The organism is Streptomyces sp. NPDC058525 (assembly GCF_042719495.1).
Classification (GTDB): domain Bacteria; phylum Actinomycetota; class Actinomycetes; order Streptomycetales; family Streptomycetaceae; genus Streptomyces.
Map to the genome: position 1 here is coordinate 15,101 of NZ_JBHXNP010000116.1, position 12,342 is coordinate 27,442.

At 73.5% G+C, this 12,342-nt stretch carries 11 protein-coding genes and 1 pseudogene; 5 read left to right on the top strand and 7 right to left on the bottom strand.

What is annotated here, in order from left to right; translation table 11 throughout:
* Nucleotides 1–172: 172 nt before the first annotated feature.
* The 3 genes and pseudogenes from ACFWP3_RS35965 to ACFWP3_RS35975 all read right to left on the bottom strand — a co-directional run.
* On the bottom strand, nucleotides 173–3,226 hold the full coding sequence (locus tag ACFWP3_RS35965) for a serine hydrolase (protein WP_384229712.1): 3,054 nt from the start codon (nucleotides 3,224–3,226) through the stop codon (nucleotides 173–175).
* 159 nt (nucleotides 3,227–3,385) lie between these two features.
* Nucleotides 3,386–3,784: a discoidin domain-containing protein gene (locus ACFWP3_RS35970; RefSeq protein WP_384229738.1), complete on the bottom strand. Its 399-nt coding sequence runs from the start codon at nucleotides 3,782–3,784 to the stop codon at nucleotides 3,386–3,388.
* A gap of 51 nt (nucleotides 3,785–3,835) precedes the next feature.
* Nucleotides 3,836–6,275: pseudogene (locus ACFWP3_RS35975) on the bottom strand (discoidin domain-containing protein); the annotation flags it as partial.
* 264 nt (nucleotides 6,276–6,539) lie between these two features.
* Between ACFWP3_RS35975 and ACFWP3_RS35980 the strand changes: the two are divergent.
* The gene (locus ACFWP3_RS35980; protein ID WP_384229715.1) at nucleotides 6,540–7,250 is read left to right on the top strand and encodes a lysophospholipid acyltransferase family protein; all 711 of its coding nucleotides are present in this window, start codon (nucleotides 6,540–6,542) and stop codon (nucleotides 7,248–7,250) included.
* On the opposite strand, the gene ACFWP3_RS35985 is transcribed toward ACFWP3_RS35980, so the two are convergent.
* Both ACFWP3_RS35985 and ACFWP3_RS35990 read right to left on the bottom strand, forming a co-directional pair.
* Nucleotides 7,186–7,920, bottom strand: coding sequence for a hypothetical protein (locus ACFWP3_RS35985; protein WP_384229717.1), 735 nt, complete (start codon nucleotides 7,918–7,920; stop codon nucleotides 7,186–7,188). The genes ACFWP3_RS35980 and ACFWP3_RS35985 overlap by 65 nt on opposite strands.
* A 151-nt stretch (nucleotides 7,921–8,071) precedes the next feature.
* Nucleotides 8,072–8,503 carry a GNAT family N-acetyltransferase gene (locus ACFWP3_RS35990; RefSeq protein ID WP_384229719.1) on the bottom strand — a complete coding sequence of 144 codons (432 nt, stop codon included), beginning with the start codon at nucleotides 8,501–8,503 and terminating at the stop codon, nucleotides 8,072–8,074.
* Nucleotides 8,504–8,627: 124 nt separating this feature from the next.
* On the opposite strand from ACFWP3_RS35990, the gene ACFWP3_RS35995 reads away from it, so the two are divergent.
* The 3 genes from ACFWP3_RS35995 to ACFWP3_RS36005 all read left to right on the top strand — a co-directional run bounded on the left by ACFWP3_RS35995 (nucleotide 8,628) and on the right by ACFWP3_RS36005 (nucleotide 9,882).
* Nucleotides 8,628–9,050 carry a YciI family protein gene (locus ACFWP3_RS35995; protein WP_384229722.1) on the top strand — a complete coding sequence of 141 codons (423 nt, stop codon included), beginning with the start codon at nucleotides 8,628–8,630 and terminating at the stop codon, nucleotides 9,048–9,050.
* A 70-nt stretch (nucleotides 9,051–9,120) separates the two neighbouring features.
* Nucleotides 9,121–9,300, top strand: a complete 180-nt coding sequence (locus ACFWP3_RS36000; RefSeq protein ID WP_384229724.1) for a hypothetical protein — start codon at nucleotides 9,121–9,123, stop codon at nucleotides 9,298–9,300.
* 171 nt (nucleotides 9,301–9,471) lie between these two features.
* Nucleotides 9,472–9,882 carry a rodlin gene (locus tag ACFWP3_RS36005; RefSeq protein ID WP_384229727.1) on the top strand — a complete coding sequence of 137 codons (411 nt, stop codon included), beginning with the start codon at nucleotides 9,472–9,474 and terminating at the stop codon, nucleotides 9,880–9,882.
* A 200-nt stretch (nucleotides 9,883–10,082) separates the two neighbouring features.
* On the opposite strand, the gene cynS is transcribed toward ACFWP3_RS36005, so the two are convergent.
* Nucleotides 10,083–10,553 (bottom strand): cyanase, encoded by a 471-nt coding sequence (gene cynS / locus ACFWP3_RS36010; protein WP_384229729.1) that lies wholly within the window; start codon nucleotides 10,551–10,553, stop codon nucleotides 10,083–10,085.
* A 68-nt stretch (nucleotides 10,554–10,621) separates the two neighbouring features.
* Complete coding sequence (locus ACFWP3_RS36015) at nucleotides 10,622–11,215, bottom strand: carbonic anhydrase (protein ID WP_384229731.1); 594 nt, start codon at nucleotides 11,213–11,215, stop codon at nucleotides 10,622–10,624.
* Nucleotides 11,216–11,338: 123 nt separating this feature from the next.
* On the opposite strand from ACFWP3_RS36015, the gene cynR reads away from it, so the two are divergent.
* On the top strand, nucleotides 11,339–12,250 hold the full coding sequence (cynR, locus tag ACFWP3_RS36020; protein ID WP_384229734.1) for a transcriptional regulator CynR: 912 nt from the start codon (nucleotides 11,339–11,341) through the stop codon (nucleotides 12,248–12,250).
* Nucleotides 12,251–12,342 lie beyond the last annotated feature (92 nt).

Genomic DNA, 12,342 nt, shown 5'->3' on the forward strand with positions numbered 1-12,342 from the left:
GGCCCGCCGGTGGGGGGGGCCCCTGGGCCCCGCCCGGCCCCCGGGTCCCCCGGTATTGGGTCCCCCGCTTCCCCTTGCCCGGCGCACCGGGCGGGCCCCGGGGGCATCCCCGGGGCCCCGGCCGTCTGCTGTGGTCCGCCGGTGCCGGTGCGGCACCGGCGGGTAGGGGCCCCTATCCCAGGCGGGTGAGCCGGGTCCCGAACGAGGGCTCGGCGAGCTCGCTCCCGACCGCCACCGGCACGCTCTTGGCCCCCTCGCCCTCGCCCGCCGTCAGGACGGCGACCTCGGTGCCGGACTTGGCGGTGTGCGGCAGCGGCGAGGCGCCCGGCTTCAAGGTCAGCTTCAGCTGCTGGCCCGGTACGCCGATCACGTTGAGGTCCTTGGCGGCCACCAGCGGCGTACGGCCGCCGAGTCCGTCGTCCACGTAGCCGACGGTGTCGCCCTTGCGGATCACCGGAGCCGACGCGAGGGCCGTCCGTACCGCCTCGATGATCTTCTTGCTGTTGTCCAGGGCCAGCTTCAGGCTCTTCACGGCGTTCTCGTCCGGACCGTCGACGCGCTGGTCCATCAGCGTGCCGACGATCAGCGGGGTCTCGTCGCCCACCGACTTGTACGCCGCCCACATCAGGGCCCCGCCGGCGGGAGTGCTCGAGCCGGTCTTGATTCCCCTGATGCTGGAGTTGAGCAGGTCGTTGTTGTTGTCGAGCGGCGTCTTCAGGCCTGTGATCGGGGCGCTGGGCATGGCCACGATCGAGCGGAACACCTCGTCCTTCATCACGGCTTCGGCGAGCTTCAGCTGGTCGGTGGCGGTGCTGACGGTGCCGGCGTCCAGGCCGCTGGGGTCGGTGTAGACGGTGTTCGTCATGCCGAGCTCCTTGGCGGCGGCGTTCATCTTCTCGACGAACGCCGCTTCCGAGTCGCTGCCGGTGTCCCAACGGGCCAGCAGGCGGGCGACGTTGTTGCCGGAGGGGATCATCAGCATCTTGAGCATGTCCTGCTGGCTGAACTCGGTGCCGGCGGTGAGTCCGACGATGCGGGACTCGTTCTCGGAGGTGCCGTCCGCCACGGTCTTCGCGTCGATCTTGATCGAGGGGCCGGGGTCGGTCTTCTTCAGCGGGTGGTTCTTGAGGATGACGTAGGCGGTCATGACCTTCGCGACGCTGGCGGTCGGTACGGGCTTCTGCTCGCCGAAGGTGCCGATGTCGCCGGAGCCGGGCACGCGGATGGCGCCCTGGCCCTTGGCGGGCCAGGGGATGGACAGCTGCCCGGCGATGGTGTGGCCGGACTCGGCCGCGACGATCTTCGGGGCGGGCAGCGGGCGCAGCAGCTGCGCGCCGACGACCCCGCCGGCGAGGACCAGGAGGATCGGGGTCCAGATCTTGACGCGCCGCAGGGCGGTGCGGCGCGGGGTCTCCGGCGGGGGCGCGGTGTTGGTGAGCTCGGCCAGGAGCTCGAGGGGGACGGGGGCGGAACCCGCTCCCGCGGGGGTTGCGGTGGGCGGGGGTGCCGTCGGGCTGGTGGCTCCGGCCGGGGTCGCTCCCGCGGGGGTTGCGGTGGGCGGGGGTGCCGTCGGGCTGGTGGTTCTGGCCGGGATCGGGGCGGGGGTGGGGGTGGGGGCGGATGCCGGGGCCTGGGTGGGCGTCGGGGTGTCCAGCGGCTTGAGCGCGATGAACTGGCTCGTCCGCTCGGAGTCGCTCTCGGCCCCCTGCGCCCACGAGGGCGCCCGCCGGGCCATACCGGCTCCCGCCGGCCCCTCGGACGGGCCGGTCCCGCGGCCGTGCCGGGGCTCGGCGGCGGGACCGGCGGGCCCTTCCGGCTTGGCCTTGGGCCCGGACCCGGACACGTCGGCGTTGCCGGTGGCGGGTTCGGGTGCGGGCTGGGCCTTCGGCCGGGACCCGGACGCGTCTGCGTCGCGGGTGGCGGGTTCGGGTGCGGGCTGGGCCTTCGGCCGGGACCCGGACGCGTCTGCGTCGCGGGTGGCGGGTTCGGGTGCGGGCTGGGCCTTCGGCCGGGACCCGGATGCGTCGGCGTTGCCGGTGGCGGGTTCGGGTGCGGGCTTGGCCTTCGGCCGGGACCCGGATGCGTCGGCGTCGCGGGTGGCGGGTTCGGGTGCGGGCTTGGCCTTCGGCCGGGACCCGGATGCGTCGGCGTTGCCGGTGGCGGGCTCGGGTGCGGGCTTGGCCTTCGGCCGGGACCCGGACGCGTCTGCGTTGCCGGTGGCGGGCTCGGATGCGGGCTTGGTTCCGGCTTCGGGAGTGGGTGCGGGTGCGGACGCGGTCCGGGGGTTGGCCTGAGGCGTGGCAGTACCACGGGTGGGCTTGGGTTCGGCTTCGGGACCGGGTGCGGTCCGGGACTCGGCCTGGGGCGCGTCGGCGTCGCCGGTGGGCTCGGGTGCGGGCTTCGTCCTCGGGTCGGCGCCGAGTCTGTCGGCGTTGCCCGAGCTGTGCGGCGCGGCCTCGGGTGCGGCGGCGGGACTGGGCTCGGCCTGGAGCGTGTCGGTGTTGCCCGAGGGTTCCGGGGCGGGCTTGGCCCTGGGATCGGTTCCGAGGTTGTCGGCGCTGCCCGGGCTTTGGGGCGCGGCTTCGGGTGCGGCGGCGGGACTGGGCTTGGCCCGGAGCGTGTCGGTGTTGCCCGAAGGTTCTGGGGCGGCCTTGGCGACGGGGTCGGCTCCGAGGGTGTCAGCGGTGCCCGAGTTTTGGGGCGCGGCCTCGGTCCCGGCTTCGGGTGCGGGCTCGGTGTCGGCCTCGGGCGTGGTTTCGGGCCTGGGGGCGGCCGCGGGCTCGGCGTTCGCCTTGCCCGCGGGCTCGGGATCTGCCGAGGCCTTGGGCGAAGGCTCCGACTCGGCTTCGGCCGGTGCCTCCGGCTTGGCTTCGGCTGCGGGCTCTGCCTTGTCCTGCGGATCGGCCTTCGGGTAGGCCTTGTTCTGGGCCCCGGCCTCCGCCTCGGCCTCCGGGGCGGGCTTCGCCGTGGCCTTGTGCTCGGGCTTGGCTGTCACGTCGGGGTTGGTCTCGGTCCGCGGGGCGGGCGTGGCCGTCGCCGTCGCGGCCTCGGCTGCGGGCTCCGCCTCCGGGGCGGCCTCGGCTGCGGGCTCCGTCGCCGTCGCGGCCTCGGCTGCGGGCTCCGTCTCCGGGGTGGTCTCGGTCGGGACGGGGCCCGAAGTCGGGGCATTCGTCTCTTCGGTCTCCGGATTGTCCGGGGAACCGCCCGCCACCGTTGTCGCCTTCATCCCAGCCCCGCCTTGCCCTCGTACCCGGCTGTCGCCGGTCTTGCCAACACGACCGGCGCGGCCCTCCGTGGGGCCGCGCCGATGTGCTAGATGCCGGGGGAGCCCGGCGCGTTCCACCGGCTCCATGCTGTGACCGTTTGGTCATATTCAGCGCGGTGTTTACGAGGAGTACGCCTCCAGTTCCGACACCTGCCCCGCCGGCCAGCCCGTGTTCGCCGTGAACGTGAGCCGCAGGTGGCGGACTCCGGCCGTCGCCGGCAGGGGGATGGTGACGGTGTTGACCCCCTCGGCGAACGCGTACGCGGCGGACGCCTTCAGCGTGGACCACCCGGCGCCGTCGCCGGAGCCGAGCACCGAGAGCGTCTGGGTGCGGCCGCCCCACGCGGCGGGGAGCCTGAGCACCAGTCGGCCCACCGTCCGCTCGGCACCGAGGTCAACGGTCAGGGACTGCGGGAAGGCGTTGTTGGAGCTTTCCCAGTACGTGCCCGCCTGGCCGTCGGTGGCGTGGGCGGCCGTGTACCCCTGGCTGTGGCCGGTGTCCGAAGCGGCCCGCCCCAGGGCGAGGTTGCTGCCCGCCGGAGGGCTCGGCGGGGTCGTCGGACCGCCGTCGGCGGCGTAGACCTCGAACTCCGAGACCTGACCGGCCGCCCAGCCGGTGTTCCCGGTGACGTGCACCCGGACGTGGCGCACGCTCGCCGCGTCGAAGGCGAGCGTCGCGCTGTTGCCGGAGGCGGGGTCGAAGGTGACGCCCGAGGACGCCTTCAGCGTGGACCAGGCGCTGCCGTCGGTGGAGCCGAGCACCGACAGGGTCTGCGTCCGCGTCGCCCACTGCGCCGGAGGCGGCAGCTTCAGCACGACCTTGCCGACCGGCTTCGCCTCGCCGAGGTCGACTGTGAGGGTCTGCGGGAAGGAGTTGCCGTTGCTCTCCCAGTAGGTCGAGGCGTTGCCGTCCACCGCGTTCGCGGCGCTGTACGACTGCACCGAGGAGGAGGCGGTGGCGGGCCGGCCCTGCGCCAGGTTGCCGTTCGGCGGGGTGGTGGGCGGCGGGGTCGTCGGGGGAGTGGTGGGCGGGGTGGTGGGAGGCGTGGTCGGCGGAGGGGTGCCGCCGCCGGGCACGCCGCCGTTGGTCCACACCGGGTCGGGCCAGGTGCCGGAGCAGGTCTGCCCGGTGTTCCAGCCGGAGTTGCCGCCGCCGTCCGTGATCTGCAGGCCGGTGCCGATGCAGTTGTGGATCGGGGTCGCGGCCTGCGCGATGTGCTTCGCCGTGACGTTGGTGAACTTCATCGCGAGGGCCGACTGCGCCTGGATGGCGTACGTGCCGGCGCCGTCGATGTTCACGTTCGTGAGGCTGACCCCGCTGACGGCGCCCTCGATCGCGTGGACCGCGGCGTAGGAGGAGTCGAGCACGTCGGTGTCGGAGATGTTGATGGCCGCGCCCTGCACCGGCTCGTTCAGCCCGGAGAACCAGATCGCGCCGACGCCGAAGTTCCAGTTGAAGTCGCTGTTCCCGGCCCGTATCAGGGTGTTGCGGGCCGCGGTGATGGTGCCCGCGACCGCGGTGCCCTTCCCGGAGCTGACCCCCGGGTAGCGGTTGGCGATGTGCAGTCCTCCGCCGTTGCTGACGGTGTCGGACATGACGTTGTCCGAGATGGTGAAGTCCTTGCCGCCGTACGTGACGATGTTGTTGGCCAGGATCGGCAGGACCACCGTGTTGTGGTCGAAGCTGATGTTGACGTTCGGCTTGTCCTGCGGCCAGGAGGCCAGTCCGTCGTCACCGGCGTTGCGCACGAAGGTGTTGGTGACGCGAGAATTCGTGACACCCGTGTGGAATCACGCCATCGGCCGTCATGTCGAGGAAACGGCTGTTCTTGATGGTGAAGCGGTCCATCGGACCGTCCATCCACGCGGCGACCTTGACGTGCTGCACCCAGACGTTGTCCACGGTCGAGTCGGACATCGCGCCGCCGATGGCGTTCACCTGGTCGTCGTCGATCCGCTCGCGGATGTCGCCGATGATCGCGAAGTCCTTCAGGGTGACGTTCCTGCTCGGCCCGTTCGCCTCGTGCGGCCGCACCGGTCCGGTGTAGCCGCCGCCGGGGACGTACTTGCCGTAGAACCCGGCGGCCCGGTTGCGGTTCACGGGGTCGCGTCCGCCGAAGACCGTGTACCAGGGTCCCGCGCCCTTGACGGTGACCCCGTCCACGACCACGTGGTCGTAGAGCGTGTAGTTGCCCGGCGGCACGAACACCGCCCGGCCCTGCGCCCGTCCGGCATCGGCCGCGGCCTGCATCCTGGCGGTGGAATCGGTGGCCCCGGTGGGGTCGGCGCCGAAGTCCGCGACGGCGTCCAGCGCCCCGGCCGGCTTGGCGGCGGCCGGGGCCACCTGCTCGAAGTCGGCGAGGTCGATGGTGAAGGTGGGCGACTGCGCGGTCGAGGTCACCTGCACCCGGATCTTCGTACCGGCCGGGTAGGTGGCGCCCAGCAGGGTCCGGGACTCGTCGTAGAAGTGGTGCGGGTTGGTGTCGCCGGGATTGTTGTTGAAGGGGTAGCCCCCGTAGTACCAGCTGTACTTGGAGGTCACCGGCAGGGTGCGGACCGACTGGCCGTCCGCCCGCACGTCGAGGGTGGCGTCGCGCCCCTTCCCGTCGGCCGTGTCGGGAAGGCTGTAGCGCAGGGACATCGCGTTGGCGGGTTCGGTGAGGGTGAACTCCACGTACTGTCCGACGGCGTTGAGTGTCACCGCCTGCCGCCCCGAAGCCTCCGAGGGGAGGTGGCCGTAGTACCGGTCGGGGCCGATCAGGGTGCCGTTGGACTGCGCGTACTCCGCCTCCAGTTCGGTGAACGGCACATCGGCGCCGCGGCCCGGTATGCCGATCGGCGAGGGAGCGGGCACGCCCGCGGCGTGGGCGGCGGGGGCGCTGCCGAGGGTCAGGGCGGTCAGCGCGGCGGTCGCGGTCAGGGACAGGGCCAGGAAGACGGCGGCGCCGCGCCGCCTGATCCTGCGGAGCTGTCCGGGGCTCGGGGCATGGCTGTTCGGCGGTTGGGACATGGGCAGGCACGTCCTTGCGGCTCGATCGGCGGGGGGAGGCGAGTCGGCTCAACGCAGGAGGCTACGACTCCGCCGGAAGAAAGTCTATGAACGGACGCAAGAAATCGACTCTGCATCGCAATTAACCCGCGTGAGGGTGAATGGCGGGTGGGTACGCACGCGTCGCGTCGCCTACGCCCGGTGAGTACGACTACTCATGACCGTGCCGCGAGGGCCGCCGACGATGGAGCACACCACCACCGCGCCATCCGAACGGGGCCGTCCATGCTCAGCCGATTCGCCGCCGCCGTCGTGCCCGCCTTCGGCACCCTGACGGTCTCCGCCGACCCCGGGCCGCGGCCCGCCGCGGGCAGCATCCTCGTCGCCAACCACACCTCACTCGCCGATCCCGCGGTGGTGGTCGCCGCACTGCGCGGGTACGGGATCGAGCCGGTCATCCTGGCCACCGGCGGCCTGTGGCGGGTGCCGCTGCTCGGGGCCGCGCTGCGGCGCGAAGGGCACATCGCCGTCCACCGCGGCACGCGGCGCGCCGCCGAGTCGCTCGACGCGGCGGCCGCCGCCCTCGCCGCGGGCCGCAGCGTGCTGCTCTACGGGGAGGGCGGGCTGCCCGGCCGCCGCGACGCGGGGGAGTCCGCGCCGGGACCGTTCCGCAGCGGCCTGGCCCGGCTCGCCGCGGCGACGGGCGCCCCCGTCGTGCCCGTGGGCCAGGCCGGTGCGCGCCGGCTGTGCTCCGGCGGCCGCGTCAAGCAGCTCGCCGGAGCCCTGACCGCTCCGCTGCGCAGGCCCGGTCTGCACGTGCACATCGGCTCGCCGCTGCACCTGCCCGACCGGGTGCCCGAGGCGACGGAGCAGGCCCGCGAGGCGGTCACCGCAGCCTGGCGCACCGCGGCGCTCACCCTCGGCGAGCCCGTCAGCGGGTGGTGTGCGCCAGGACCACGTGGGAGGCGGCCTGCCGGTCGGCGTCGGTGTCGATGAAGGACACCACCAACGGGCTGCTGCCCGTGGGGCCGCCCGCGGTCGCCCGCAGCCGGTAGCGCTCGGTCCGCACGCCGTCCCGGGCGAGCGGGCCGCCGCCGGTGTACATCGACGCGGGCATGTGGTCGTTGGCGACGCGCAGCGCCGCCGCGCGCCAGGTGCCCGACGCCGGGTCGAAGCGCTCCAGGAGGAAGCCCGGCCCGCTGCCCGGCAGGTCGCCCGGTTCGCCCACGAGGGACTCCATCTGGAAGGCGACCAGCAGATGCCGGTACTCGGCGGAGTTCCCGTTCCGCAGGGTGACGGTGAACTCCTGCGCGGCGCCGCCGCGTACGAGGGAGAGCCCGCCGCCCCGGGTGTCGACCGCCGCCCGCAGCCGGGTCGGGGCCGCCGGCGGCGCGGCGCGCGTCGGGGCCGCCGACGGGGCCGGAGCCTGCGGAGCGGACGGGGACACCGGGGCGGAGGGGGAGGCGGAGGAGGCGGGCGGGGTGGACGGAGCCGCCGGCGCGGAGGCCGAAGCCGGGGCGGCCCCGAAGGGGGCGGCCCCGGACGCCGACGCCGGTGTCCCGCCGTCCTTGTCCCCGCAGCCGGTCAGGCCGGTCAGGCTCGCCACCAGCACGGCGGCCGCTGCCGCGGCGGTGAGGGCCCGGCGGCGTTCGGCGGAAGGGGGCATGGGAATCGGTTCTCCTCCAGGTCAGCTGAGGGAGGAACCTAACAAGCGGGCACCGCGCCGACGAGGCCGGTCAGGCATCGGAGCGGAGACGGTTCGGTCACGCCGCCGGAGCCCCTGCCCCTGCCCCTACCCCTGTCCCTGCGCCCGCCGCTCAGGTGAGCGGCTTCTCGAAGTTGAAGGCGGTCACGGCCATCCGCTCGCGGAAGTAGAAGCGGTGCGCGTCGGTCCGCTGGGTGCCGGAGTCCAGGGTGAGCGTGGTGCAGGCGGCCGCCCTGGCGTGCTCCTCGAGGTGCGCGAGCAGCGCGCGGCCCACGCCGGTGGATCGGGCGGTGGCCGCGGTGACCAGGTCGTCGACGTACAGCTTGCGGACCAGGTAGGTGTTCGCGACGATCCGCCAGCCCGCGGCGCCGACGCACGCACCGCCCTCGTCGTAGGCCGCGGTGAAGCGCAGGCCCTGGCTCTGCCCCTCCGCGAGGATCGAGCGGAACAGGTCTTCGGTCAGGTGGGGGCGGAGCTCGAGCAGCACGGGGAGCAGGTCTTCGGTCAGCCGCGCGTCGCCGGGCTCCAGGTCGATGATCTTCATGGAGCCAGCCTAAGCGGACCGGGATCTCCCGGAGTGTCCGGAACGGAGCGCCGTCTAGCGCCGTCTTCGCCGATGTGTCGGAATGGGAGTGACCGCTGTCAGCGGGCGGAAGGAATGGCACCCCATGAAGTACATGCTGATGCTCCTGGGCAAGCAGGCCGACTACGACGCCATGCTGGGCCGGGCGAGCGGCGACAGCCCGGCCTGGTCGCCGGACGACCTCAAGGCGATGGTCGAGCACATGGAAGCGCTGAACGCCGAGCTGGTCGCGTCGGGCGAGTGGGTCGACGGCCAGGGGCTCACCGAACCGCGCCAGGCCCGCCTGGTGACCGCCGGAGCCGACGGCACACCGCACGTGTCCGACGTGCCTTACGGGGAGACCAGCGCGGTCCTCGCCGGGTACTGGGTCGTGGACGTGGCCGACTTCGACCGGGCGGCCGAAATCGCCGCGCGCGCCTACGCCTGCCCCATCCCCGAGGGCGCGCCGAACTATCCCGTCGTCGTCCACCCGGTGGGAGAGGCCCCGGAGCAGGGGACCGGGTCCTGATCACGGACAGTGCCGTCCGCATGCCGGACGGCGGTCACCGTTGTCAGTGGCACCGCCTACTCTTGATCATGTGAGCCCGACCCCTGACCACCCGGCCCCCGAGCGTCCCCTCGCCGAGATCAACGCCGACATCCGCGGCCTCTTCGCCCGCGCCGAAGGCCGCCTGTCCGACGCCGAGCGCGTACGGCACGCCATGCTCCTCGCGGAGTGGGCCGCGGCGATACGCGCATCGGTCGTGCCCGCCGCGTAACCGCGGCCGAGATGGCGCCGTGCCCCGTGCGGGGCACGGCGGCGCCGTGCGGCAGCCTGCCCCCCCAGGTCCTTCGGGGGGCTGATCGGGTGAACTCCCGCAACCCTCGGCGCGGCCGGCCGTTGATCAAGGCACTCACCACCGTGCACTCGTGCAACAGAAGGACCAATGATGATCAAGAAGTTCATGGCCACCGCCGCCGCCACCGCTTCCATCGTCGGCGCGGGCGCCGCCATGGCCGCCCCGGCCATGGCCATCGGCAACGACAACGGCATCAACACCGTGAACGGCAACGGCGCTTCGCAGATCTACGGCAACCAGAAGACCCACGGCGACCAGAGCCCGCAGCTCGGCCTGGTCCAGGGCACCCTGAACAAGCCCTGCATCGGCCTGCCGGCCAAGGTCAACGCCCAGTCGATCCTCGCCTTCGTCAACGTCGGCGTCCAGGACATCAACGTCCTGTCCAACCCGATGAACCAGCAGTGCACCGAGAACTCCACCCAGGCCAAGGGTGACGAGCCGCTCTCGCACATCCTCAGCAACATCCCGGTCCTGTCGGGCAACCTGTCGGCCGGCAGCTGACGCAGTCCCCTCTGCGAGCCGGGGCCTCCGACGCCCGCGCGAGTGCCCACGGGGCCCCGGCTTGTTCCACCCGGATCCGCGGATCCGACCCCCAGGCGTGCGGCGGCCCCGCGGCCGCCGGGACGGGCACCGGTCCTCACGTCACAGAGCCTCTCGCCCGGCCGGCGAGAGGCTCTCTGACGTTGTGGCACGGAGCCCGGTCAGAAGGGCTTCGTCGGCAGGTACTTGCCGTCCAGGGTGATCACGGCACGCTCCCCGCCCTCGGGATCGGCCACCTTGCGGACGTCCAGCCGGAAGTTGATCGCGCTGATGATGCCGTCCCCGAACTGCTCGTGGACCAGGGCCTTCAGGGTGGTTCCGTACACCTGGAGCATCTCGTGGAACCGGTAGACCGTGGGGTCGGTCGGGACGGTGCCGGGCAGCGAGCCGCGGGTCGGGATGGTCTGCAGGAGCAGGACCGCGTCCTCGTCGAGACCCAGCAGCTCGCAGACCGACCTGGCCGCGGCCTCGGGCAGCGGGTGCTGGCCGAGCAGGGCGGCGGTGACGAAGGCGACCGACAGTCCGGTGGAGTCGGCGAGCTGCTGCCAGGTGAGGTCCTTGCGGGCCTTCGCGTCCACGGCGGCCACGGCGAGGGCCTGGCGGGCGGCGGGGTCGAACTGGGCGTGCGGCATGGGGGTGTCCTTCCGGAAACGGGTGGGGGGAGTGGGGTGTTCGGGATGGGGAGGGGGAGGGGGCGGGCTCAGCGGGCCGCGGCGGCCGTGGGGCCGGTCACCTCGGCGACCGCGCCCGTGGGGATGTCGTAGACCCAGCCGCGGAGGCTGAGCCTCCCGGCGGCCGTGGCGCGGGCCACCGAGGGATGTGTGGCCAGGTTCGCCAGCTGGGCGCGTACGTTCTCGCGGATCAGCGCGGCCACCCGGCCCGGCCCCGTGCCCGCCGTCCGGGCGAGCGAGGCGTCCGCGTGCCGCAGCCAGCCCGCGACCGAGGCGGCGCCGCTCAGGTCCGTGCCCTCGGCCAGGGCGGTCATCGCCCCGCAGGCCGAGTGCCCGCACACCACGATGCCGGAGACGCCGAGAACGGCCACGGCGTACTCGATGCTCGCCGTCACCCCGTCCGTGCCGGGCCCGTAGGCCGGCACCAGGTTCCCGGCGGTGCGGATGACGAACAGCTCGCCCGGCTCGCTCTGGGTGATGAGCTCCGGCACCACCCGGGCGTCCGAGCAGCCGATGAACAGCGTCGCGGGCCGGTGCGCCTCGGCCAGGTCCGCGAAGAGGCGGGCCTTGGCCGGGAACACCTCCTGCTGGAAGCGTGCGACGCCGTCGGAAAGATCGTGCATGGTCACTCCCCGAAGTGGGATGCGCCCCGTGGGGCTTGACGTGTTCCACCATGCATGAGCTGCATCTATTGTGTCCAAGACGTACTATCCATCTCTCCTATCGATGCCATCTATAGTTGCTGCATGGCCCTGGAACTGCGTCACCTGCGCTATCTGATCGCCGTCGCCGAACACGGCAGCTTCACCCGCGCCGCCGAGGAGCTGCGGATCTCCCAGCCCACCCTGTCCCAGCAGGTCAAGCAGCTCGAACGCACCGTGGGAGCGCAGCTGTTGGACCGCACCGGCCGCGCCGTTCGGCTCACGGACGCGGGCGCCACCTACGTGCACTACGCGCGCGGCGCGCTGCGCGACCTGGCGGCGGCCGAGCGGGCCGTCACGGACCTGGCCGACCTCTCCCGCGGCCACCTGCGCCTCGCCCTCACCCCCACCTTCACCGCGTACCTCGTGGGCCCCCTCACCGCGGAACTCCACGCCGCCCACCCCGGCATCACCCTCGACGTCCGCGAAATGCCGCAGGACCGCATCGAAGCCGGACTGCTCGCCGACGAGCACGACCTCGGCCTCGGCTTCCACGGGCCGCACCTGCCGGGCATCGCCGCGGCCCCGCTGTTCACCGAGACCCTCGGCCTGGTCACGGCCGCGGCCGCCGGCCCGGACCACCCGGGCGCGGGCGAGGCGCTCCCCGTACGGGACCTGGCGCAGCGCCGACTGGCCCTGCTCAGCGGGGACTTCGCCACGCGCGGCCACGTCGACGCCTACTTCGCCGCGCACGGGGTGCGGCCGCACGTCGCGGTGGAGGCGAACTCCGTCCAGGCCCTCACCGAGATCGTCCGGAGCACACCGCTGGCCACCGTCCTGCCCGACGCCGTCACCGACGACCATCCGCACCTGCGGCCCGTCCCGCTCGACCCCGCCCTCCCGCCGCGCACCGTCACCCTGCTGCGCCGGGACAGCGCCTACGAGAGCGCGGCGGCCCGCGCCTTCACCGAACTCCTCCGGGACCTGGTGCGCGCCCGCGGCTACCGTCCGGCCTAACGCGCCGCCCGGGCGCCCGGGGGGGGGCGGTGGGCCGCGGGGGAGAGGGGGAACCCCCCCCGGGGGGGGGGGCCCCCCCCCCGGCGCTGTTT